This is a genomic window from Lacibacter sp. (genome assembly GCF_057361365.1).
In genome coordinates this window covers 283,590-307,788 of sequence record NZ_JBMQSG010000006.1, presented here as the reverse complement: position 1 = coordinate 307,788, position 24,199 = coordinate 283,590, and the positions used below count along the sequence as shown (strand labels likewise).

Sequence of the window (24,199 nt, the reverse complement as noted above, 5' to 3'; positions counted from 1 at the left end):
TGTTTTATGTATCCAAAAGTATTGATTAACTATAAAGAAAGTAGGGGAGTTAGCGTCAAAAAAGAGGTTGTTTGCGACAGGGTATTCACTAAGCAAAAGACGAGAATAAAAGCGCTATTGCGTTAAGTAAGTCAACCTTTCCCTTAACTCAAATCACCTTTCCCTTCCACTTCCCACTCTTCAAATAATTAAAGGCCATCACAAAAATCACACTCCAGTAAATTAATTCGGAGGCCCAGGCCCACAGCAAACTTAGTTTGTACACTTCCAATACCAGATACACGTAAACGAGATAAGCAACAATGGTCACCGCTTCAATGATCAGGTTCATTCGAGTATTACCAGTGCCTGTTACTGCATTGAGCCACACAACAGAAATAGACATAAACAACATACCCGTTGTTACAATTCGCAACACCGGCACAGCTGCATCAACAAATTCTTTTGATAATCGAAACACCGATAATAGCTCATATGCAAACACGTTGAACAATACAAACATGAACAAAGCAGAAACAAAACTCAACGTCATAATACGGTTGATGAGTTTGTGTACATCATGACTTCGTCCCTGGCCAATAATATTGCTTACCATCGCATTGGTGGTGGAAGCAAAAGCCCAGATGAACACACCCGACAAAGAAAAAATATTCCGCATCACATTCGATACAGCAAGTGCACGTTCACCATGATGTTCAATTAAAATGTAAAAGATCAACCAGCTGATAAGACTGATCGAAAACTGTCCTATAAGTGGTGCAGAAATATTGAGAATAAGTTTTGTGAGTTCCCTGCTGTAGCGCAGGTAGTTAAACAAATGAAAACGAATATGTAATCGCTTTACAAAAATGAGCAGGAACACCACAATCATACCAATGAATTCTGCCAACACCGATGCATAAGCCGCACCATTAAAACCCAGCTCAGGCAAACCGAAATGACCATAAATAAATCCATAATCAAAAAAGATATTGGCACCAGCTTCAAACAAAGTGCCGATCATCAGGTAGCGGCTGTTGTTCGTTCCTACTAAAAATGCATTCCCCATCTGGAAGAGATAAAGAAAGGGCAGCCCCCAAACTCGGATCTTTAAAAAGTTTACAGCACTTGCATCCACATTTTGCGAACGCAACGCATAATTAAAAATCATGGGTGCAAACAAATAGGTAAGGGTTATACCAATAGTTGCAAAAATAAAAGCGATGCGTACCCCTTGTGAAAACAGTTTGCCAATTTCTTTTAAACGATTTTCACCGGCTCGTCGTGCAATAAGTGATTGAATAGCGTTGTTGAGTCCGTTGCCAATAACGGCCACTACCAAAAAATACACACCTGTAATGCCGGCCGTGCCCAAAGCCGCTTCGCCCAAACCACTCAGAAAAAAATTATTGGCGGTGAAATTTAGAAAAGGAACCAGCAGCGATAAACTGATGGGCAATGAAATGGAAAGAATTTGCCGGTTGGTAATTTCCACTTGCAGGTTGTTCTTCGGTAAAGCTGTTTCCAAGCAGTGTCGTTTTTGGCGAAAATAATGAAAAGCTGACCGCTTCAAGCTAATCGCTGCAAGCGAAGACAGAAGAAAGGTTTATAAAAAAAAATCATGGCATCATATTGGCGAATGGCTTCAACTAACAGCCGCAACTAACAGCTTGCAGCTTTTTCGTATTATTGCAGCAATTGAATAATGATAACTGTGTTACACCCTTCTGTTTTTATTGAATCTCCCGACGCAAAACAAGTGGATACTGCTACAGCTTATTTGCTGGTTCAAACCGGCAATGGGTTTATTGGTTTTGCATCGTTTCAGCCCGGTGAAAAAAAAGTGAACAGTTGGGTACTGTTTAAAGTGGATGAACAGCTAACCGCTGCGCAGTTTGAAGAAAAATTAAGTGCAATCGCTGCTAACTATGCATGGGTGCATACCAATTATCAGAAAGTGATTTTACTTCAGTATGCATCGGTTAATGTGCTTGTGCCTGCCATGCTAAATAGCGATGCAGGGAAAGATGAGTTACTGCAGTTGGTGCATGGACCGCAAACAAATCGTGTATTAGTGAAAGATATTGTGTTGCAGCAGAGCCTGGTAAATCATTATGCCGTGGATGCAGATATTGCTTCCATTTTAAATAAGCGCTTTACAAAAGGAGAGTGGTGGCATGTGCAATCGCTGCTGCTCACAAAAACGGCTTCGGCCGAAGCAAGAATTACTGCAACCATCCATTTTAATGAGGTTCAGATAACCGTTGAACGAAACGGGAAATGGTTGTTATTGCAAAGTTACCATTATCATACACCGGAAGATGTATTGTATTACCTTCTCAATACCATGCAACAGTTCGATCTTTCGCAGGAAGAAACAACAGTATACCTGCAGGGGATGATCGATCAACATTCTGCTTTGTATGATGTGCTTTACCTTTACATCTTAAATTTAAGGTTGAAAGATGAACTGCAATTCAGTTTTCCTCCTGCAACCGAAGAACATCCTGTACATTTATCAGCTTCACTCGACCAGGTTTTAGTATGCGTATCATAAGTGGAAAATTTGGCGGCCGCACATTTCAGCCACCGGCTAAAATGCCTTACACAAGACCAACAACCGATCTTGCAAAAGGTGGTTTGTTCAACGTTATCCAGAATAATCTTGATATTGAAGAGTTAAAAACACTCGACTTGTTTGGTGGCACGGGCAGTATCAGTTACGAGCTGGCAAGCCGTGGCGCAACCGATCAAACCATTGTGGAGAAAGATACCAATATGGCTGCATTCATTCAACAAACCAATGCCAAGCTGGGTACCAATATAAAAGTGGTGAAGATGGATGTATTCAAATACATTGAACAGTGTAACGAAAAATATGATTTTATTTTTGCTGGCCCGCCATATGCGTTGGGTACTATTGATGAATTGCCGAAAATGATCTTTAAGCATGAATTATTAAATGAGGGTGGATGGTTTGTATTGGAACATACGCCCCGCAACAGTTATACACAGTTTCCTTTTTTCAGTGCGCAGCGTAACTACGGCACCACCATCTTTTCTATCTTCGTAAACAAACCAAAGGAAGAATGACGAAAAAAGAGGCAAGGAAATTATTTAAAGAAAAACGGTTAAGCCTCACCGTGGGAGAACGCAACAGGTTTGATGATTTGATCCTTATCCATTTTCAGCAACTTTCTTTACCAGATCTTTTCTACGTTCACACATATCTTGCCATTAAAGAACGACAGGAAATAGAAACCGATCATCTACTGCATTACCTCGAATTCCGTAACCCGGAACTGAAGATCGTTATACCTCGTATGGATCATGAAAAAAATGAATTGCTCCACATTGAGTATGATGAACTGGTAGATGTAATGAAAAATGAATGGGGTATTCATGAGCCGGTGAATGGAAATTTGATTGATGAAAACCAAATCGATCTTGTTTTTGTTCCGCTTTTAGCGTTTGATGAGCAGGGTTACCGTGTTGGTTATGGGAAAGGTTATTACGATAAATTTCTTGCCAGGTGCAGGCCCGATGTGTTGAAAGTTGGACTTAGTTATTTTGATGCAATTGATGCCATCACCGACCGTGCACAATTTGATATACCTTTAAACTATTGCATTACGCCGCAGCGCATTTATGAATTTGGCTAATCTCACATTTCAATCCATTCGCTTTTTACTGGTGCCGTTTGCCTTGTTATACGGCGCAGCTGTATGGTTGCGGAATCGCCTCTATGATAACCGTGTATTAAAATCCACTTCCATTAACCTGCCCATCATTTGCGTGGGCAATCTTAGTGTGGGCGGCACGGGTAAATCACCAATGGTCGAATATTTGCTACGATTATTGAAAAACGATGTGAATATTGCAACACTAAGCCGTGGTTACAAACGAAAAACAAAAGGGTATGTGTTGGCGAACGAAACTACAAGTGCATTGGAAATAGGCGATGAACCTATGCAGTTTCATGTTAAGTTTCCCGACGTAGTAGTAGCTGTAGGAGAATCAAGACTGGAAGCCATTCCCCAGTTGTTGCACGACCGGCCAAAGACACAAGCTATAGTACTGGATGATGGTTTTCAACACCGGGCTATCAAGGCAGGTTTGAATATTTTACTGACGGATTACAGCAATCTTTTTACACGTGATTTCTTTTTGCCCACTGGTGATCTGCGTGATGAACGCAGCAGTTACAAACGGGCAGAGATAATTGTGGTAACCAAATGCCCGGCTGAACTAACAGAAGAAGAACGTAAAGAGATTGAAGAAGAGATAAAACCTTTGCCACATCAGCAATTGTTTTTCTCGACAATTGAATATGGGGTGCCGTATCATATCCTGCATCCGCAACAGGATTATCATTTACATAAGCAACTGGAAGTACTGTTGCTTACAGGCATTGCCAATATTGAACCATTGAAAGAACATATACTTGCAAATACTTCTACGTATGAAACTGCAACCTTTGGCGATCATCATATATTCAGTATTGATGATCTGAAGGAAGTGCGTAAGCGTTTCAGTAAAATGGAGCATGAAACAAAAATTATTGTCACAACTGAAAAAGATGCTGTGCGATTGGTAAAATTTAAAGAGGAGCTTGAAGACCTGCCATTATTCGTTTTACCTATCCGCCATCGTATTTTGTTTAACCAGGAAGAGCAGCTGAAAAACTCGGTGATTGATTTTATTCAGCAGTTCTCTAATACAGGAAACACTCAAAAAAATAAACTAACCGGCAAACATTAATATGTGATTGACGAGAAGAAGCTATATAAGAAAAAACAAGAAACACTATGAAGAAGAAAAAGATCAACAAAGAATCAAAACACAAAGAACAAAAAAGTTCTTCCGGTAAACATAAATCAGCAAAGCTTGCAACGGGTAAACATAAACATCCGCAGGCCAATCATCGTGGTGTAATTGATATCACAAGAAGCGGCATGGGGTACGTAACCGTTGCAGACATGGAAAGGGACATCATTGTTCGTCCGCAGCATTTTAATACAGCTTTACATGGTGATACTGTTGAAGTACAGATCACCAAAAGCGGTGGTGGAGGCGGAAGAATGGAGGGCGAGATCACTAACATCATTGATCGGAAACAAAGGCAGTTCATAGGCCGCATCAGCATACAAAAGAATTACAGTTTTTTTATTCCTGAAACAGACAGGCCTATGCCCGACCTGTTTATACCAACTGATAAATTGAATGGTGCTAACCATAATGATAAAGTAGTAGCAAAGCTAACGGTATGGGATAAGGCAAAGCGTGTACCCGAAGGTGAAGTGCTGGAACTGGTGAAACAGGAAGCAGAGAATGATATTGCTATGAAGCAGATATTACTTGCTGCCGGTTTCAATTTAAGTTTTGATGATGAAGTAATGGAACAGGCCGAACGTTTTCCTGATGGAGTGAGTGATGTAGAAGCGGCAAGACGCAGAGATTTCCGTGATATATTAACCTTCACAATAGATCCGGTTGATGCAAAAGATTTTGATGATGCACTTTCCATCCAACGTTTGCCAAATGGTTTGTATGAAATAGGCGTGCATATTGCTGATGTGAGTTATTATGTAGAGCCGGGCACCACATTAGATGATGAAGCATACGCCAGGGCAACATCAGTTTACCTGCCCGATCGTGTATCGCCGATGTTACCCGAACGTATCTCCAATGAATTGTGCTCTCTTCGTCCGAAAGAAAGTAAATACACCTTCTCTGCTGTATTTCAAATGACAGAGAAATGTGAGATCAAAGATGTATGGCTGGGAAGAACAGTAATCCATTCTGATCATCGTTTTAGCTATGAGGAAGTACAGGAAATTATTGAAGCGGGTGAAGGATTGTACAGCGATGAAATTATGTTACTCAATACGCTTGCACAAAAGATGCGTAAAGAACGTTTCAAAAAAGGAGCCATAAATTTCTCATCGCAGGAAGTACGTTTTGTATTAGATGAAAATCGTAAACCGATCGGCATCACCATTAAAGAAAGTAAAGAAGCTCATCAACTGATTGAAGAGTTTATGTTGCTGGCCAATAAACATGTGGCAGAGTTTATCAGCAAGATTACGGTGAAAGATAAGCCGGTGCCTTTTCCTTATCGGGTGCATGATGTACCAGATGAAGCGAAGCTTGGTCCGTTTATGGTATTTGCAAAAAAATATGGTCACACATTTGATGTGTCATCGCCACAACGCATTGCTGAATCATTTAACCAGATGTTGAAAGATGCTGAAGGAAAACCTGAGCAGCATGTATTGGAAGCGCTTGGTATTCGTACCATGGCCAAAGCGGTTTATACTGCTGAAAATATCGGTCACTATGGTTTAGGTTTTGAAAACTATTGTCATTTTACTTCACCTATCCGCCGTTATCCCGATGTGCTGGTGCATCGTGTTTTGCAACAATGTCTCGACCGGCAACCGCAGATCGATAAAAAAATGGAAGCAAAATGCAAACATTGCAGCGAACGTGAACGTGCAGCAATGGAAAGCGAACGTGCCGGCAACAAATACAAACAGGTGGAATATATGAGCCAGTTCCTTGGTGAAGAATTTGAAGGTGTGGTGAGTGGCGTTGCTTCATTTGGTTTTTGGGTTGAAACGGTTGAACATAAATGCGAGGGACTTGTTAGTTTGTTTTCGCTTAGTGATTATGACGATTTCAGGCATATTGAAGAAGATTATAAACTTGTTGGTAGAAGAAGTGGACGTAGTTTCAGAATGGGCGATAAAGTGACCATCAAAGTTGTAGCTGCAAATCTGGAAAAGCGACAGCTTGACTATGAATTGGTGCTCGGGCACATCGATTCAACGGAAGAAGAAATGCTCGGTGCAAAATCTGAGCAGCGGAAACCACCAAAATCGAGTCCACGTTCATTCGGCGAACAGAAAAAGAAAAAAGGGAAAAAGTAGGAGAAGGATATATGATTTGTGATGTTGGATTTTTGGTGGACACGACTGTAACCCGTCGAACCATTTTAACCTTGCTACTTTATAAAAAGCTGTGACGGTCTGCGACCGTACCGACCAACGTAATTCTTATCTTGCAGCCTGTCTAGCAAATCATAAATCCGACATTAGAAATCATACATCAAAACAATGCAGTCTTTTGAGCAATTACTAAAGCAATTCGAGGAATATTTTAATAAACGTCATTTTCCTGCAGAGCCTGCATCGTTGTATGATGCGGCCCAACATATTCTCAGCATTGGTGGCAAGCGGGTTCGACCTGTTGCGGTATTAATGGGTAATGAATTGTTTGATGATGTGAAACCTGATGCATGGCAGGTGGCAACTGCCATTGAACTCTTCCATAATTTTTCTTTGATACATGATGATATTATGGATGAAGCACCACTTCGCAGAGGCAAACAAACCGTGCATGCGATTCACGGAGTGAACACAGCTATACTCGCAGGTGATGTTGCGTTAACCATGTCGTATGAATATTTGAGCAAAGTAGATGGAGATGTAAAGTCAATCCTTGCATTGTTCAATAAAACTGCATTGGAAGTATCGGAAGGTCAGCAGATGGATATGGATTTTGAAAAGAGAGAAACTGTAAGTCTGGATGAATATGTGCGGATGATCGAGTTGAAAACTTCTGTGCTGTTAGCCGCAAGTTTAAAGCTTGGTGCAATGATCGGTGGAGCAAGCATTGGCAATACAGATCATATTTACCAGTTCGGTCGCAACCTTGGTATTGCATTCCAGGTGCAGGACGATTATCTCGATTGTTTTGGCGATCCTGAAAAATTTGGTAAACAGGTAGGAGGTGATATTAAAGCGAATAAGAAAACCTTTTTAATGATTCATGCATTGGAAACGGCTCCTGCACAACAGCAGCAACAGTTGAAAGAACTCATGCAAAAAAATCCTTCTGATAAAGTGGAACAGGTGCTGGCTATTTATAAATCGGCGGGTGTAGATGAATGGGCCATGCAACTGAAAAATCAATATTTCGAAAAAGCAATGCAGCACCTGGAAGATATTGCTGTGCTGAATAAACGTAAAGAACCATTACGACAACTTGCTCAATTTTTAGTGCAAAGGGAGTATTAATCCTTGGTCAAAATAATCGCTGAGGTTCATATTTAACTCGCTGAAGCGTCAATATGCGGCAGTTATTTATTTTTTGAAAATTAATGTCGCTAGTTGCTTTTGATTCAGTGACGTTGCAATGAAAAAGAATACGCTTAGAAACGTAAAAAAAGCTTTTCAAAACTTTCTCCGCAAGTCATTTTGCATTAACATTGCTCCGCCCATTAGCCATGAACGGACCAGTGACCAAAACATTTCTGACGTTTCTCTTCTTACTTATTTCATTTCTGTTGAAAGCACAGTTAAATGCTGAGTTTTCCATTTCAAACGGCCAGGGTTGTGTTCCATTAAAATCTACTTTCAGTAATTTTTCTACAGGCGTTTCTGTCAACACCGTTTATAGTTGGAATTTTGGGAATGGTAATTTGTCTTCTTTGAAAGATCCTTCGGCTGTTTATTTAACTGAAGGTACTTACACGGTTACATTAACGGTGAGAGATGGCAACCAGGTTTCCACCAAAACGAGAGAAGTAAAAGTTTATAAGAAACCACAGGCTGATTTCACTTTTTCAAGTGTGAAAGGATGTTCACCGATGACGGTTTCGTTCAACAGTACGTCTACAGCTGGTGATGGTGTTATCAATTCTTATTTCTGGGATTTTGGCGATGGTTCAACTCAGCAAACCTATTCGCCTTCTGTAACACATACTTACCAGGTTAAACAAAAAGCATCTGTAAGCCTTACGGTTACTAATCAATACGGATGTTACAATACCATTGTTAAGAATGATATTATTGATGTGCTTGATCCGCTCGTTGCGGATTTTACAGTTGATCAAACGGTTTTGTGTAAGATAAGTGATGAAGTGCAGTTCACGAATAAAAGTAACGGTCCCGGAACCTTAAGTTACCTATGGGATTTTGGTGATGCAACCACTTCAACAGAAAAAGATCCAAAGCATATTTTTAATAAGAAAGGAATTTACAGCATCAGGCTTACAGTAACCAGTTCCGACGGTTGCGTGGTTACAAAAACGGTATCAAACTATGTGAACGTTGCATCTTACAAAGCGGATTTTAATTTAGTCAGTTCGGAAGTTTGCCTTGGTACACCTGTTCAAATTACAACATTGAGCACTCCCTCGCCAACTCAATCTACCTGGCAAATGGGCAATGGTAATTCAGCGTATTTCAGTTACGATTTTAGTCACTGGTACTATAACAAAGGCGATTACCAGATAAAACTGGTGAATAGTTTCGGTGCTTGTAAAGATTCCATTACAAAAACGGTTAAGGTAAAACCCACGCCTGTTGTTAACGGCTTCCTTGATACATTAGTTGACAAATGTGGTGCTCCCGCACGTATTAAGTTTAAAGACACAACGGCTGGAGCAACTTCCTGGGAATGGTCGTTCATGTATGATTATTACAATCCCGTCATTAATTCAACAATACAGGAACCGGTCTTCACCTATCCCTCAAACATTACTTACAATGTTCGGTTGAAGGTTACCAATGCTGAAGGCTGTAGTGCGCAAACAACAAAGTATGTAACTGTTACCAAGCCACAGGTTTATATTACTCACACTTACTCATCGGCAAACAGCAATAGTTCCTGTACGCCATTTACAATGAAGTTCAAGGTTTCAACACAGGAAACAATTACATCTTATAAATGGAACTTCCCGGGAGGTGTGGTAAAGACAGATACAACCCCTGAATTTACATTTTCAACTGTGGGTACCCATCGTGTAACATTAGATTATACCACAGCAGCCGGATGTGCAGGCACCGCTGTTTATGATAATATCAACCTGCTTCCAAAGCCCGTGGCCAATTTTGTATCAATGAATGGCACCGATATTTGTGGTAACACGTTGGTACATTTTGATAACCTTTCTCAAAATGAAATATTCCGTGGCAGCTGGTTCGTGAATGGAATATTTACTTATGGCGAATCTTTTAATCTCAGTAATACCGATCTCTACTACAGGTTCACGAATGCAGGCAAGTATACAATCAGGTTTGTAGCAACAAACGGTATTTGTAATGATACCATGACCAAGGTAGAATACATTACCATTAAACCTCCCTTTGTAAAAATTGGGGGACATACAAAAAGCTGCGATGGAAATGGAGGCCAGGTTATTTTTCAAGATGCAACAACGGAAGCTACAAGTTGGCTGTGGGAATTTGGCGATGGAAACACGGCAACTTATACAATATACCAACCCAACATCACGCACCAGTATGCAGCCTCAGGCACATACAAAGTGCGTTTGAGTGCAACAAATGGTTCCTGTACAGTTCGTGATTCTGTTACGGTGATAGTAATGCTGAAACAGAATCTGCAGTTAACGCTTAATAACCCAAGCCTCTGTTCTAATGAAAATCTTGGCTATAGTGTTTCCGGTTTGCAACCATCGCCCCAAGGCACATATCCTTACTCGTTTTATCGCATTGAATATGGCGACGGAACCTCGTTTAACGGTTATAACAGTTATTATTACCTCAATCAAAATCCTTTCTTTGGATCGCTTCAATCAGTAGATCCTTCAAAAGATAAACTGCGGTTTATACTTTACAATTTTATTTCTGGTTGTAGTGATACCACCAACTATGTCAGTTTTTCGGTGAAAGGGGCAAAACCTTCGTTCAGTATTGAAGGTGATAACAGGTGTTATCAATTGCCGGTAACATTTAAAGACAAATCAAGCGTTACGGGAAATAATTCCATTGTATCATGGGAATGGAATTTTGGTGATGGTAATTCAAAGACAACCACTGCCAGCGGAGATGTTACTCATACCTATTCAACTCCGGGAAGTTATTATGTAACATTAAAGATTAAAGATGCTGCTGGTTGTACAACTACAAGCGCATATTACGATGGATATGTTTCAGTAAAAGGACCGAAGGCTGCATTCAATGCATCCGGAACGAATGTCCCATTAAATACAACTGTTTATTTTTATAATTACACAAACAGCTATAACGCATATAACACGCAATACAGTTGGGATTTTGGAAATGGCGCAACAAGCACACAAAATTCACCACAATACACCTACACAGTTGCAGGAACTTACACTGTAAAACTGAAAGCTACTGACCCTTTAACAGGTTGCAGCTCTGAAGCAACGCAAGTGATAGTGGTTCGTGATTTTAATTCTGCTTTCAACTTTAATACTTCTTTTGTTGGCAATGCAAGTTGTCCGCCGGTAATGGCAAGGTTCAATAATACATCTGCCGGTGCGGTGAAAGTGAAATGGGATTTTGGCGATGGCTCAACTGCTGATAACGTTAACTATCCGTCTCATATTTATACCAAGGCCGGTACTTACATTGTAACCCTGTATGTCTATGGTTATAATGGGTTGACGGGAACTTATACCGATTCAGTAAAAGTAAAAGGATTGGATGCGACAATTAAATTCAATCCAACAGAAACTTGTTCGTCACAACCGGTGAATTTTAATGCATCTGCCAAAGGAGTTTCAAGCTATGTGTGGGACTTTGGTGATGGACAATTGTTTTCATCAACCGATAGCACTTCAATTCATTTTTACAAAGGCCCCGGAGTTTACAAGCCATCATTGCTTATTACCAATACAGATGGTTGCACAATTGCTGCACCCTCAACAGAAAAAATTACCATTGATAGTTTATCCGCAAAGATCAAAGGCATTCCCTCGCAGGCATGTAACCAGGTGAAGATTAATTTTAATGCCGATGTATACAGTGTGGGTGCATCGCAAAACCAAAACTTCCTTACTTATAAATGGAATTTTGGAACCGGAAATGCTGCTGACACAGCTAACACGGCCAATCCTGTTTTTCAATATAACTCTCCCGGCACCTATACTGTTTCGTTACGTGTTACTGCCCGTTCAGGTTGTGTGAAAGATGTAACGGAAATTGTTGTAGTAAAACAATCATCGAAGGGAACCATTACAGCGCCTGCACAAATTTGCGCTGGGCAAATAGCAACGTTTACTTCTTCTGCAACAATAGCTAATGGTGTGCAATGGAGCTGGGATTTCAAAAACGGCCAAACGTCATCCATTCAAAACCCTGCTACGCAAACTTATTCAACAGCCGGAACATATCCTGTTACACTTGTTGTTAACAATCAAGGTTGTTTAGATACATCAACATATACTTTAACAGTGCATGCATTACCTGTTGTTCAATTATTACCAGCACAACCCAAAGTTTGTTTAGGAAATAGCATACAGTTAACAGCAAGCGGTGGCGATACATATCAATGGTTGCCGGCAGCAACACTTTCAAATGCAACAATTGCTAATCCATTTGCTTCACCGGTAATACCAACAAACTATAAGGTGGTTGTTACAAATCAATTCGGTTGTAAAATAACAGATTCAGTAACGGTAAGGGTAGTACAACCTATTTCCATTTCAGGAAAGTTGAACTATGATATCTGCGAAGGTGAGACAGCACAACTTGCTGTTGCAGGAGCAACGACTTACAGGTGGATTAATAATACACAAGGATTAAGTTCAATATCATCAGCATCAACCAATGCTTCTCCTGTAACAACAACAACATACACTGTTGTGGGCTTTGATGCAGAAAATTGTTTTAGTGATACATTAGATATTGCTGTTGTGGTTCATCCTAAACCAACGGTAAGTGCAGGGCCCGATATGCAATCGCTCCCCGGCAATACAGTTCAGTTAAATGCAACTGGCAGTAATAACATTAGTACGTGGATGTGGCAGCCGCCTGATTTTTTAAGTTGCGTGCAATGTCCATCACCTGTAAGTTCTACCAACAGAACCATCACATATATTGTTCTGGCAAAAACTGATAAGAATTGTTCAGCTTCTGATTCTGTTACAGTTGAAATACTTTGTAATGGCAACCAGGTATTCATCCCCAATTCATTTACGCCCAATGGTGATGGCAAGAACGATTATTTTTCTGTGCTCGGCAACGGTGCATCACTCATTAAATTGTTTGTGATCTATGATCGTTGGGGAAACAAAGTGTTCGAACGTAAAAATGTTTCAGTTAACGATCCAACAGCAAAATGGGATGGCAATTACAAAGGCTATCCTGCGCCAAACGGAAGTTTTACCTACTCCGTGCAACTTACCTGCGATGCCACAGGCGAAAGCTTTGTGCGTAGCGGAAGCGTTACAATTATCAGGTAGCTCACTCAAAAAATCATCTTCTTTCTTTGGTGAAATTTTTGTTTCACCATTTTTCCCTATTTTGAACACTTTAAATTAATTATATGAGTCGTTTGTTCCGAAAGAAAAAGATCAATACAATTGTTGCGCAGGGTGGAGATGAGGTGCATGGCGGAGTTGGATTGCATCGTATTTTGAATGTTCGAGATCTTACCTTCCTTGGTATAGCTGCAGTGATTGGAGCAGGCATCTTTTCCACCATCGGATCGGCAGCATTTCATGGCGGCCCGGGTGTTTCATTACTTTTTGTAATTACAGCTATTACCTGTGGTTTCTCGGCATTGTGTTATGCTGAGTTTGCAAGTCGGGTACCCGTGAGCGGTAGTGCATATACCTATGCTTATGTAAGTTTTGGGGAATTAGTTGCATGGATCATTGGCTGGGCCTTGATACTCGAATATGCTATTGGAAATATAGTGGTGGCAATCAGCTGGAGCAGTTATTTTAATAATCTTTTGCAAGGGTTAAATATACATTTGCCGTTTTGGTTAACCACAAATCTTACCACTGCAAAAGAAGCATTAGCTGCAGTAAATGAGCAACTGGCTACGGGTGCTGCTGCAACACCTGAAATGCAAACCATCATCAATGGATTTAACAGTGCACCAGATATTGGCGGAACCAAATTGTTTTTGAACCTGCCTGCATTTTTTATTGTTGCTTTAATTACCTGCCTGGCATATGTTGGTATGAAGGAAAGTAAACGTAGCGCCAATGCTATGGTAATATTTAAAATTGCTGTGATCATTTTTGTGATCATTGTTGGTTTCTTTTATGTGGATGCAAAAAACTGGAATCCGTTTATGCCGAATGGTTTTACGGGTGTGTTACAAGGAGTGAGTGCGGTGTTTTATGCATATATAGGCTTTGATGCTATTAGTACAACTGCTGAGGAATGTAAAAATCCTCAACGTGATCTGCCAAGAGGTATGATGTATGCGTTGCTTATTTGTACCGTACTATATATTCTCATTGCTTTGGTGCTGACGGGTATGGTGAATTACAGCGAACTGAAAGTAGATGATCCGCTTGCTTATGTGTTTGATAAACTTGGTTTGAAATGGATCGGTTATATCATAAGCATTAGTGCTGTAGTTGCAACAACAAGTGTGTTACTGGTATTCCAGTTGGGTCAGCCACGTATCTGGATGACGATGAGCAGGGATGGTTTATTGCCAAAGCGTTTTGCAAAAGTTCATCATAAATATAAAACGCCAGCATTCGCAACAATAATTACAGGTATTCTTGTTGGTATACCATCCATGTTTTTGCCATCATCTATCATGACTGATCTTACTAGCATTGGAACATTGTTTGCGTTCGTACTTGTTTGTCTTGGTGTTTTATTATTACCGAAATTGAGAGAAGAAGGTGCAGGTAAATTCAAACTGCCTTATATCAATGCACAGTTTATTCTTCCGCTTATTGTTGCCGGATTTATTTTCCTGTTTCGTGAAAGAGTAATGGCATCAATGTCAAACCTGTTTAATGAAAATCACCAGGAAGTATTGTTTCTCCTGTTTATCATTATTGCGGTAGTGATGTCCATTTTAACATTCATGCGCAAATATTCATTGATCCCCGTATTAGGTGCCTTGAGTTGTTTATACCTTATGATTGAAATTCCGGTGAACAGCTGGTTTTGGTTTTTTGTGTGGATGGGAATAGGGTTAGTCATTTATTTCTTTTATGGTTATCGAAAAAGTAAATTAGCCACTCAACAAGTTTAGCATGCCAACGAGGAAAATGAAGATCCGCAAGCGTATTGCATTAGTAGCACACGATCACAAGAAAACAGATATAATTGATTGGGCTTATTTCAACCGGACTGCTTTATCAAAACATGAATTGTTTGCAACGGGCACAACAGGAAAATTGTTGGAAGAAAAACTTGATCGGCCTGTTACCAAATTACTTAGTGGTCCGTTAGGTGGAGATCAGCAAATAGGTGCCATGATTGCCGAAGGCAAAATTGATATTCTCATTTTCTTTTGGGATCCAATGGAAGCGCAGCCGCACGATCCTGATGTAAAAGCATTGCTTCGTTTAGCGGTAACCTGGAACATTCCAACCGCATGCGACCGTGCCACAGCCGATTTTATTTTCACATCGCCACTTATTCTTGACGATTATGTCATTCAACTTGAAGATTATAGTCAATATCTAAAGCGTAAAATCAATTAAGATGGCTCTTTAATGTGCAGAATTTGGCTTGCAAAAGCGGGAAAACGGTTGTAACTTTTGCATAGCTTCTTTCACATTTAAAATTTGCCATTATGAATTTCGTACAACGCATGGAGAAATGGGGCGATGCTCATCACCCTAAATGGATCGATTTTATCCGTATTGTTTTGGGGATCATCCTTACCTTAAAAGGTGTGCAGTTCATTAACAACATGCAACCATTGGTTGATCTTATTGCGGAAAGCGGTTTTCTAGGTTCCTTATCTGCCGGTTTACTTGCACATTATGTAGTGTTTGCACATTTATTAGGCGGTCTCATGGTGGCCTTTGGCTTACTAACAAGGTTCGCCTGCCTGGTGCAGATACCCGTATTATTAGGCGCTATAATTTTTATAAACATATCGGGCGGTATTTTTCAACCACATTCTGAGTTATGGTTATCTGTGCTCATTCTCATTCTGCTGGTGTTTTTCGTGGTAGAAGGTAGCGGAAAGTTGAGTGTTGATGAGTGGATGCGGAGAAATCCTGATGAGCGGCCTCATAGACATAAGTGGGGCTAATGGTTCCAGTGTGGTGTGATTACCCCGGCAATAAATTCTTACAACGATTGTTTGAACAGGATTTGTTGACCGGGGTTATTTTTGCAGGATAATTACAGACAATGAAATTTCAGATTGGAGATAAAGTGTTGCTACTGCATTCAAATGAAGAAGGTGAAGTGGTAGAGATCATCGATAAGAGAATGGTAACGGTTGATGTGGGTGGCGTGCAGTTTCCTGTATATACTGACCAGATCGATTTTCCATATTTCAAACGTTTTTCTGAAAAGAAAGCACCTCCTCCAAAGCAAAAGAAATATGTTGATGATGTAAAGAAAGAAAAAGGTAGTGCTATAAAAGGGTATAATGTGGCTGAGGGTGTTTGGATATCTTTTCTGCCGGTTTTCGACAAAGATGTTTTTGATGATGATGTGGTGGAGTATTTCCGCATTTATCTTGTAAATAATTCCGATACCGAATTCAAGTTTGATTATCATCTGCGCTACACTGGCGAAAGTGAATTCAATCTTCGTAATCAAATACGACCGTTCAGTGATTTTTATATTCATGATGTGGAGTTTGAAAAATTAAACGATGCTCCACGTTTTGACTTTGAATTTTCTTTAGCAACGCCCGATAAAAAGAAAGCCGATCATTTTGAAGCATCGCTGAAGATGAAAGCAAAACAGTTATTTCAACGTATTGAAGAAATGCTGAAGAAGCAAGAAGCGAGTTTCAGCTATCAACTCATGGCAAGCTATCCGGATAAAGTACATACAGAAAGAGTTGACCTGCATAAATTATCTGCTGCAGGATTTAAAGTGTATGATGCAGGAGAAGCGAGGCAACATATTCCACCAGCACGTTCAGTTGTTGATCTGCATATTGAAAAGATCAGTAATCATTGGAAACATCTCAGCAATTTCGAGATACTTACAGCACAACTGCACGAGTTTGAAAAGTATTATGAACTGGCTGTATTGCACATGCAGCCAACACTCATCATTATTCACGGTGTAGGTGAAGGAAAGCTACGGGATGAAATTCATGATATACTTAGGTTAAAATCAGAAGTAAAATCGTTTGTGAACCAATATCATCCTTTGTATGGTTATGGTGCTACTGAAATTTATTTTCAATACTGAGTGCTTATCATAAGCACAAACTGTAAAATCGGCCTACGGTATCAATCCAATTTTTTCAAGTATCATTGCAACTCAAATATTCAGCATGTATCCTAATCTGTATTATTTCTTAAAGGATGTTTTTGGTGTAGAGTGGGAGGGAGCAAGATTTCTCAATTCATTTGGTTTCTTCGTGGCACTTGCTTTTATAGCAGGAGCTATAGTTTTAACCAAAGGACTTCAAAGGAAAGAGAAACAAGGTCTGTTATTTCCCAAAGAGGAGAAGCGGATGTTTGGTCAACCGGCTACAACCACCGAATTGCTGTTGAATGCTTTGCTGGGTTTCATCATGGGCTATAAGATCATTGGTGCCTTTTTAAATGCAGGTGAAGGCGTCAATCCACAGGAATATATCTTCTCATCACAAGGTAGCTGGGGCGCTGGTATTGTTTTAGCCATACTTTTTGCCTGGCTGAAGTGGTACGAAAAGAACAAGCAAAAAGCTGCCAAACCCGAAGAAAGAAAAGTGCGTGTGTGGCCGCACGAACGGGTGGGGGATATAACAGTTATTGCAGCCATTTTTGGTTTTGCCGGGGCAAAGGTTTTTCACAACCTGGAGAATTGGGATGAATTTGTAGCTGATCCTGTTGGTGCACTGGTTTCCTTTAGCGGATTGACTTTTTACGGGGGATTGATTTGTGCCGCAATCGCAATCATTGTTTATGCAAAGCGAAAAGGTATTTCCATTCGTCATCTTGCCGATACGATGGGCCCAACCTTAATGCTGGCTTACGCTATTGGCCGCATTGGTTGCCAGGTTGCCGGTGATGGGGATTGGGGGGTGCCCAACGCTGCATACGTAACAGATTCAAGTGCAAATGTTCAATTGGCCAAGCCAGGTGAGTTTCAACAGGCGGTTCAGAACAATACAACTTATATCCACCAGGAGTTCGGTCGTGATTTCAAGGTGGAGAATGTTCCATCAGCAAGTTTTAAAGCACCATCGTTTCTTCCTTTATGGATGGTGGCTTACACCTATCCTCACAACGTAAACAGCATGGGTGTAAAGCTTCCCGGCTGTGATCAACCGGAGCATTGCAACTATTTGCCTTTGCCCGTTTTCCCGACTCCATTTTACGAGACAGTGATGTGTTTAATACTTTTCGGCATTCTCCTTTTCGCCCGGGATCGTATTAAACTGGCTGGCGGAGTATTTTGTCTTTACTTAGTACTGAATGGGCTTGAGCGTTTCTTTATTGAAAAAATCAGGGTGAATACGAAATATGAAGATCTTCTATTTCAACCTACCCAGGCCGAGCTCATTTCTCTTGGACTTATTATTTTAGGAATTGTGCTTTACTTCGTATTTAAGAAAAAGGCCCAGACGTTAAAATAATCTGGATTTGTAATATTCAAGAAGGCTCCTCAACAGGAGCCTTTCTTTTTTCCAGCTATCTCCAAATTCTTCCGCTTGTCCCGATTATGGCAGCTTTCTGTAACATGTTTGCACTTTGCCCGTCACATGTGTGTCATTGTTTTGCCGGACATAAGTTAAAATTGCCGTTCAGCATAAAACAATGTACTATGCAAAACATAGAACCTACTTTTGACATGTAATAGAAAAGAACAGGTACTGTCAACTGTTAAACCTTATCATTTAAACCGAATCATCAAACCTTCATCATCATGAAAAAGATTTCTGCATTTCTAATTGCGGCCTTGCTAACCTGCACCTATTCTTCCAATGCTCAAACAACTTCACGTGTAAAAGGCGAGGTGAAAGACGAAAGTCAAAAACCCGTTTCCGGAATCACTGTGTCGTTACTCCGTGGTAAAGACAGCTCGCTGGTGAAAGCGGCCATTACGGACAAAGGCGGTGCTTACTCTTTTGAAGCTGTAAAAGATGGTTCGTACCTATTGGGAATCACCAGTGTTGGTTTCCAAAAGAAAATCAGTAACAAATTTGAAGTGAAGGATGGAGCAGAGGTTACATTGCCATCTTTTAGTCTTTTACCTGAAGCAAAGGGTTTGAAAGAAGTTACTGTTACTGGTAAACGCCCCATGTTTGAGCAAAAGCCTGATAAACTGGTGGTGAATGTTGATGCATCGCCCACCAATGCAGGCGCCAACGCTTTGGAAGTTTTGGAAAAATCGCCTGGTATCACGGTTGATAAAGATGGCAACATCAGCTTAAAAGGTAAAGCAGGGGTGCAAGTGTTTATCGATGGTAAGCCAGCTTACTTATCAGGTGCTGATCTTGCCAATTATTTACGTAACCTGCAGGGCCCACAATTGGATCAGATTGAGATCATGACCAACCCGCCTGCAAAATATGATGCAGCAGGTAATGCCGGTATCATCAATATAAGAACTAAGCGTACGTTGCAATTTGGTTACAATGGAAGCCTGACAACCGGCTACACTCAGGGACGTTACCAACGCTACACCAACAGTTTCACATTTAACTACAGGAAGAATAAAGTGAACTTGTTTGCAAACGGAAATTTCAATGCAAGAAACTCTTTCCAGGAATTAGATATTCAACGTAGTTTTTCAAATGCCGTAACAAAAGAAGTTGTTTCATTATTCGAACAGGAAACAAGAATGATCCATAAAAACAGAAGTTTGAATGGTAAAGTAGGTATGGATTTCTTTGCAACGAAGAAAACAACCTTTGGCGTTACTGCTAATGGTTTCTATAGCCCCGGTGATTTTCTGAGCAGAAGTGATATCAATATTTTCAGCCCCGATCATACGTTGTTGAGCAAAACAACAGGTAAGGCTGTAAACTCCTCAACCTGGAAACATTTTGGTACTAACCTCAACTTCCGACATGTATTCGATTCAACGGGTAGAGAAGTATCAGCAGATGTAGATCACTTACGCTACAATGCAAGCAATTCACAAAGCCTGTTTAATACTTATGAAAATGGCAATCAGCCTAAAATGCCTGATAGCTTATATGGTAATCTGCCGCAGAATATTTATATCTACAGTGCAAAGGTTGATTATGTGCATCCATTCAAAAAAGGTTTGAAGTTTGAAGCTGGTTTTAAAACAAGCTTTGTTGAAACAGATAATGTTGCCCGTTATGACAGCTTGGTCAACAATCAAATGAAATTGGATTCGGCCCGTCGTAATGATTTTGTGTACAAAGAAAATATCAATGCTGCTTATATCAACTTCAGCAAGCAGCTTAATAAAAAAGTAAGTGCACAACTTGGATTGCGTTTAGAAAATACATCTGCACGAGGTCACTCAACAGGTTATGCTTACGATAAAAACAATGAGAAGTTTGTTAATTTTGATACAACCTTCAACTTAAACTATACACAACTGTTTCCAACCTTATATGTTCAATATGCTATTAATCAAAAGCATTCTTTGGGCGTAAATTATGGCAGAAGAATTCGCCGCCCGGATTACGAAAGTTTAAATCCATTTGTTGAGTTTATCGATCGTTATACGTACGAACAAGGTAATCCTAACCTGAAACCACAGTTCAGTCATAACATTGAATTATCGCACACATACAAAGGGTTTTTAACTACCACATTTAACTATACAAACACCAATAACATTATCCAGGAAGTATTGGAACAAAACGATGCAAAAACTGAATCTTACATTAAACGTGCAAACATTGCCAAGCAACAACAATTTGGTGTAGCAGTAAGTGCATTCAAACAAATTAAAAAATGGAACGGTAATATTTATGTGAATGTATACAACAACCGTTTTGAAGGTTTGGTAAATGGTGATTATGTAAAACTCGGAAGAACAACGATGATCTTAAATGCATCCAATTCTTACAGGTTTGGAAAAGATTGGACCACAGAGATCAGCGGTTTTTACAGAACAGCAGGATACGAAGGTGTATTTCATATCAAAGCCCTGGGTGAATTAAACTTTGGCGTGAGCAAGCCGGTTTTAAAAGGAAAAGGATCGCTCCGTTTAAATGTTAGAGATATCCTCTGGACACAAAGAGGTCAAGGCCAAATTAAGTATGGTGTCGTAAATGCAAACTTCCAGCAAAGAAGAGATTCAAGAACAGTGGGTATGACATTTACTTATCGCTTCAGCAAAGGAAAAATTAATAGCAACACACGTCGTAAAGCAAGTGGTGCCGCCGATGAGCAAAATCGTGTAAAAGCAAGTGAATAATTTTTAATTCTTTATATATTTTCTCATGTTGATTGACGACCCCGGTTTCTACCGGGGTTTCTTTTTTATAGCATACTTTATTTCTCAACAATTATTTTTGCATTGAAACACTTCGTATTTTGTACAACTCACTTTAATTTTTTTGTTATGCCGTCATTTGATATTGTAAGTAAAGTTGATGCACAGGCGTTGGACAACGCAGTTAATGTTACAACGAAAGAGATCATTAATCGTTTTGATTTTAAAGCAAGTCATGTAAAAATTGATCTGAATAAAAAAGAATTCAAGATCAATATTGAAGTGGAAGATGAAATGAAAATGGGGCAGTTGATCGATGTGTTGGTAAGCCGGGCACATAAACAAGGCATTGCACCCGAAGCATTTGATCAAAGCAAGGAGTCATTCCAAAGCGGGAAACTGGTAAAAAAAGAAGTGCTGGTTCGAAATGGCCTGAAACAAGATGATGCAAAAAAGATTGTGAAGTTGATTAAAGATTCAGGTTTGAAGGTACAAGCCTCCATTAACGACGATATTGTGCGGGTGACAGGCAAAAAAATTGACGATCTGCAGGAAGTGATCCAGGCCTCTAAAGGCTGGGATCTGGGAATTCCTTTACAATACGAGAATATGCGTTCATAAACTGTGCGAAACCCCTGTATTTTGTGCTTTATCGGTGGATAAACAGGTGTTTAACTGGTGCATATCATGAGGGCTTAAAAGTTGGAAACAATGGATGTGAATAGTACTTTTAATGTACAAAGCCGCTGGAAATTTTAGCAATAAAAGTGAAAGTGGTGGAGCAGCAAAAGTCCGTCAAAAGATAATTGCTGATTCCAAAAGCACTGGGTTAGTAAGTATAAGAGCGCAAGCGATTATAAAACGATTCGGTGCTTTTTTTATGCCCTTATATGAACGGGAAAAAACCAAGTAAAGACTATTAAGCTGCAACTTCCTGTTTTGTTGAAAAACCACGCTGAGCTGAGTGACGCAATTTTGCTTTTTTGCTACGGGAAAGCCACTGAATGCTTACGAATAAAAAAAGGATAGATCCGATTACCAGCAGGTGCGTCAACATAATGTTCGTTTTAAGAAGTTCTGTAATCCGGATATTGAACTTTATATTTCTTGATAGGCAAGCAGGGTAGCAAAGAAACAATTAAAAAAATGGTTTTCATAGTTTTTTGTCGTGTTTATAAAAGAATAATATGAAGCGTTTGTTTCCCCTTGGTGTTTTGGCAGCTTAAGGGGAGGTATGTGCTAACGGTTGGATGTTTAAAAGTAGTTTTGCGGTAACGGAAATTTCATTTGGCTCAATACCATAGAATCTTTACTTTTGCGCTTTCGTTTAAAAAAATGCACGGCCAAATCCGTGCTGAAAACTCCCAGGAATTATGAAAAAAGAACTTCATCCCGCTAATTACCGTTTTGTAGTGTTTAAAGACATGAGTAACGGCTATTCATTTTTAACCCGTTCTACCGCTCCTTCTAAAGAAGTAGTTAAGTGGGAAGATGGTAATGAATATCCCCTCATTAAACTGGAGATTTCCAGCACAAGCCACCCATTCTTTACTGGTCAGAATATCCTCGTGGATACTGCAGGTCGTATCGACAAATTCAAGAAAAAATACGCTAAGAAGGCATAAGCTGAACTCTTTCGTTAAGAGTCAGTTTGTAAATAAATTGATCCCCCGGTTTCCGGGGGATTTTTTTGTTTTCAGCTGAGAACGTTGTTATAAAAGAAAACCACTCATTTCTGAGTGGTTACTGAGTATTATTAACTGTTCAACAGCTTTGCTTAAACATTAAATCGGAAGTGCATCACATCACCATCCTTCACCAGGTATTCTTTTCCTTCAATTCTTAATTTACCCGCTTCACGGGCTGCAGCTTCCGTTTTGAAAGTAACATAATCATCATATCCAATTACCTCGGCTTTAATAAATCCTTTTTCAAAATCGGTATGAATTACGCCGGCACATTGAGGGGCTTTCCAGCCTTTATGAAAGGTCCATGCACGAACTTCCTGTACACCCGCAGTAAAATAAGTTTGAAGGTCGAGAAGATGGTAAGTGGTACGGATCAAACGATTCAATGCAGGCTCGGTCATTTTATATTCATCCATGAACAAAGCCTTATCGTCGGGATCTTCCATTTCGCTGATCTGAGCTTCGATGCTGTTGTTCATAACGATCACTTCCGCACCTTCATCTTTTACAGCAGCAATCAGTGCTTCTGAATATTTATTACCGGTATGCATGCTGGCTTCATCAACATTTGCCACATACAATACTTTTTTCTGAGTGAGGAAGAATGAATCCTGGATAAGATCTAATTCAGCACTATTCAGATCCAAACCACGAATACTTTTCCCTTGTTCTAAATGAGCTTTACAAGCAAGTAATACTTCCAGCTCGGCTTTTGCCTTGGCATCACCAACACGTGCCTGTTTTTCAATACGCTGAATTTTCTTTTCAACCGTATCGAGATCTTTCAACTGTAATTCTGTATCAATGATTTCTTTATCGCTAACAGGGTTGATAGCACCCTCTTCACGCAATACGTTTTCATCTTCAAAACAACGGATCACATGAATAATGGCATCCACTTCACGAATGTTTGCTAAAAACTTGTTGCCCAAACCTTCGCCTTTACTTGCACCTTTCACCAGGCCGGCAATATCAACAATTTCAATCTGCGTAGGAACCGTACGATCCGGAACAACTAATTCGGCCAGTTTATCGATACGCACATCAGGTACATCTACTAAACCTACATTTGGTTCAATAGTGCAAAAACGATAATTACTTGCCTGTGCTTTGGCGCTGTTACTTACTGCGTTGAATAAAGTTGATTTTCCAACGTTTGGTAAACCCACAATTCCTGCTTTTAAACCCATTGTATAATATCTGATTTAAGATGGATGATGTCTG

18 protein-coding genes are annotated in these 24,199 nt (G+C 39.9%); 16 read left to right on the top strand and 2 right to left on the bottom strand.

The window, feature by feature from the left end; all coding sequences use genetic code 11:
* Positions 1-148: 148 nt before the first annotated feature.
* Positions 149-1,507: an MATE family efflux transporter gene (locus ACO1QW_RS04720; RefSeq protein WP_486256174.1), complete on the bottom strand. Its 1,359-nt coding sequence runs from the start codon at positions 1,505-1,507 to the stop codon at positions 149-151.
* A gap of 177 nt (positions 1,508-1,684) precedes the next feature.
* Between ACO1QW_RS04720 and ACO1QW_RS04715 the strand changes: the two genes are divergently transcribed.
* The 16 genes from ACO1QW_RS04715 to ACO1QW_RS04640 all read left to right on the top strand — a co-directional run bounded on the left by ACO1QW_RS04715 (position 1,685) and on the right by ACO1QW_RS04640 (position 22,912).
* A complete protein-coding gene (locus tag ACO1QW_RS04715) occupies positions 1,685-2,536 on the top strand; it encodes a DUF3822 family protein (RefSeq protein ID WP_486256172.1) in 852 nt (283 codons plus the stop codon).
* The gene (locus ACO1QW_RS04710; protein ID WP_486256170.1) at positions 2,524-3,072 is read left to right on the top strand and encodes an RsmD family RNA methyltransferase; all 549 of its coding nucleotides are present in this window, start codon (positions 2,524-2,526) and stop codon (positions 3,070-3,072) included. Before ACO1QW_RS04715 ends, ACO1QW_RS04710 begins: the two co-directional genes overlap by 13 nt.
* Entirely contained in the window at positions 3,069-3,641 is a 573-nt protein-coding gene (locus ACO1QW_RS04705) for a 5-formyltetrahydrofolate cyclo-ligase (protein ID WP_486256168.1), read from the top strand. The genes ACO1QW_RS04710 and ACO1QW_RS04705 overlap by 4 nt, the downstream gene beginning before the upstream one ends.
* Entirely contained in the window at positions 3,628-4,740 is a 1,113-nt protein-coding gene (lpxK, locus tag ACO1QW_RS04700) for a tetraacyldisaccharide 4'-kinase (protein WP_486256166.1), read from the top strand. The genes ACO1QW_RS04705 and lpxK overlap by 14 nt, the downstream gene beginning before the upstream one ends.
* Positions 4,741-4,787: 47 nt before the next feature.
* Positions 4,788-6,911: a ribonuclease R gene (gene rnr / locus ACO1QW_RS04695; RefSeq protein WP_486256164.1), complete on the top strand. Its 2,124-nt coding sequence runs from the start codon at positions 4,788-4,790 to the stop codon at positions 6,909-6,911.
* Positions 6,912-7,097: 186 nt separating this feature from the next.
* Complete coding sequence (locus ACO1QW_RS04690; RefSeq protein ID WP_486256162.1) at positions 7,098-8,060, top strand: polyprenyl synthetase family protein; 963 nt, start codon at positions 7,098-7,100, stop codon at positions 8,058-8,060.
* Positions 8,061-8,269: 209 nt separating this feature from the next.
* On the top strand, positions 8,270-13,219 hold the full coding sequence (locus ACO1QW_RS04685) for a PKD domain-containing protein (protein ID WP_486256160.1): 4,950 nt from the start codon (positions 8,270-8,272) through the stop codon (positions 13,217-13,219).
* An 83-nt stretch (positions 13,220-13,302) separates the two neighbouring features.
* Positions 13,303-14,988: an amino acid permease gene (locus ACO1QW_RS04680; RefSeq protein ID WP_486256158.1), complete on the top strand. Its 1,686-nt coding sequence runs from the start codon at positions 13,303-13,305 to the stop codon at positions 14,986-14,988.
* Between the two features lies 1 nt (position 14,989).
* A complete protein-coding gene (locus ACO1QW_RS04675) occupies positions 14,990-15,442 on the top strand; it encodes a methylglyoxal synthase (protein ID WP_486256156.1) in 453 nt (150 codons plus the stop codon).
* Positions 15,443-15,534: 92 nt separating this feature from the next.
* Positions 15,535-16,002, top strand: a complete 468-nt coding sequence (locus ACO1QW_RS04670) for a DoxX family protein (protein WP_486256154.1) — start codon at positions 15,535-15,537, stop codon at positions 16,000-16,002.
* Between the two features lie 101 nt (positions 16,003-16,103).
* Positions 16,104-17,126 carry a Smr/MutS family protein gene (locus ACO1QW_RS04665; protein WP_486256152.1) on the top strand — a complete coding sequence of 341 codons (1,023 nt, stop codon included), beginning with the start codon at positions 16,104-16,106 and terminating at the stop codon, positions 17,124-17,126.
* 85 nt (positions 17,127-17,211) lie between these two features.
* Positions 17,212-18,501: a prolipoprotein diacylglyceryl transferase gene (locus ACO1QW_RS04660; protein WP_486256150.1), complete on the top strand. Its 1,290-nt coding sequence runs from the start codon at positions 17,212-17,214 to the stop codon at positions 18,499-18,501.
* A gap of 290 nt (positions 18,502-18,791) precedes the next feature.
* Positions 18,792-21,269 carry a TonB-dependent receptor domain-containing protein gene (locus ACO1QW_RS04655; RefSeq protein WP_486256148.1) on the top strand — a complete coding sequence of 826 codons (2,478 nt, stop codon included), beginning with the start codon at positions 18,792-18,794 and terminating at the stop codon, positions 21,267-21,269.
* 147 nt (positions 21,270-21,416) lie between these two features.
* Positions 21,417-21,908, top strand: a complete 492-nt coding sequence (locus ACO1QW_RS04650) for a YajQ family cyclic di-GMP-binding protein (RefSeq protein WP_486256146.1) — start codon at positions 21,417-21,419, stop codon at positions 21,906-21,908.
* Between the two features lie 112 nt (positions 21,909-22,020).
* Positions 22,021-22,200 (top strand): hypothetical protein, encoded by a 180-nt coding sequence (locus ACO1QW_RS04645; RefSeq protein ID WP_486256144.1) that lies wholly within the window; start codon positions 22,021-22,023, stop codon positions 22,198-22,200.
* Positions 22,201-22,660: 460 nt separating this feature from the next.
* Entirely contained in the window at positions 22,661-22,912 is a 252-nt protein-coding gene (locus ACO1QW_RS04640; protein WP_486256142.1) for a type B 50S ribosomal protein L31, read from the top strand.
* Between the two features lie 152 nt (positions 22,913-23,064).
* On the opposite strand, the gene ychF is transcribed toward ACO1QW_RS04640, so the two are convergent.
* Positions 23,065-24,165: a redox-regulated ATPase YchF gene (ychF, locus tag ACO1QW_RS04635; protein ID WP_486256140.1), complete on the bottom strand. Its 1,101-nt coding sequence runs from the start codon at positions 24,163-24,165 to the stop codon at positions 23,065-23,067.
* Positions 24,166-24,199 lie beyond the last annotated feature (34 nt).

What these genes read in the sequence shown, in the direction of transcription:
- lpxK (WP_486256166.1), top strand. Translation starts at nt 3,628, where the DNA reads ATGAATTTGGCTAATCTCACATTTCAATCCATTCGCTTTTTACTGGTG.
- ychF (WP_486256140.1), bottom strand. Translation starts at nt 24,165, where the DNA reads ATGGGTTTAAAAGCAGGAATTGTGGGTTTACCAAACGTTGGAAAATCA.
- ACO1QW_RS04710 (WP_486256170.1), top strand. Translation starts at nt 2,524, where the DNA reads ATGCGTATCATAAGTGGAAAATTTGGCGGCCGCACATTTCAGCCACCG.
- ACO1QW_RS04715 (WP_486256172.1), top strand. Translation starts at nt 1,685, where the DNA reads ATGATAACTGTGTTACACCCTTCTGTTTTTATTGAATCTCCCGACGCA.
- ACO1QW_RS04665 (WP_486256152.1), top strand. Translation starts at nt 16,104, where the DNA reads ATGAAATTTCAGATTGGAGATAAAGTGTTGCTACTGCATTCAAATGAA.
- ACO1QW_RS04675 (WP_486256156.1), top strand. Translation starts at nt 14,990, where the DNA reads ATGCCAACGAGGAAAATGAAGATCCGCAAGCGTATTGCATTAGTAGCA.
- ACO1QW_RS04690 (WP_486256162.1), top strand. Translation starts at nt 7,098, where the DNA reads ATGCAGTCTTTTGAGCAATTACTAAAGCAATTCGAGGAATATTTTAAT.
- ACO1QW_RS04650 (WP_486256146.1), top strand. Translation starts at nt 21,417, where the DNA reads ATGCCGTCATTTGATATTGTAAGTAAAGTTGATGCACAGGCGTTGGAC.
- ACO1QW_RS04670 (WP_486256154.1), top strand. Translation starts at nt 15,535, where the DNA reads ATGAATTTCGTACAACGCATGGAGAAATGGGGCGATGCTCATCACCCT.
- ACO1QW_RS04640 (WP_486256142.1), top strand. Translation starts at nt 22,661, where the DNA reads ATGAAAAAAGAACTTCATCCCGCTAATTACCGTTTTGTAGTGTTTAAA.
- rnr (WP_486256164.1), top strand. Translation starts at nt 4,788, where the DNA reads ATGAAGAAGAAAAAGATCAACAAAGAATCAAAACACAAAGAACAAAAA.
- ACO1QW_RS04685 (WP_486256160.1), top strand. Translation starts at nt 8,270, where the DNA reads ATGAACGGACCAGTGACCAAAACATTTCTGACGTTTCTCTTCTTACTT.
- ACO1QW_RS04660 (WP_486256150.1), top strand. Translation starts at nt 17,212, where the DNA reads ATGTATCCTAATCTGTATTATTTCTTAAAGGATGTTTTTGGTGTAGAG.
- ACO1QW_RS04680 (WP_486256158.1), top strand. Translation starts at nt 13,303, where the DNA reads ATGAGTCGTTTGTTCCGAAAGAAAAAGATCAATACAATTGTTGCGCAG.
- ACO1QW_RS04705 (WP_486256168.1), top strand. Translation starts at nt 3,069, where the DNA reads ATGACGAAAAAAGAGGCAAGGAAATTATTTAAAGAAAAACGGTTAAGC.
- ACO1QW_RS04655 (WP_486256148.1), top strand. Translation starts at nt 18,792, where the DNA reads ATGAAAAAGATTTCTGCATTTCTAATTGCGGCCTTGCTAACCTGCACC.
- ACO1QW_RS04645 (WP_486256144.1), top strand. Translation starts at nt 22,021, where the DNA reads ATGTACAAAGCCGCTGGAAATTTTAGCAATAAAAGTGAAAGTGGTGGA.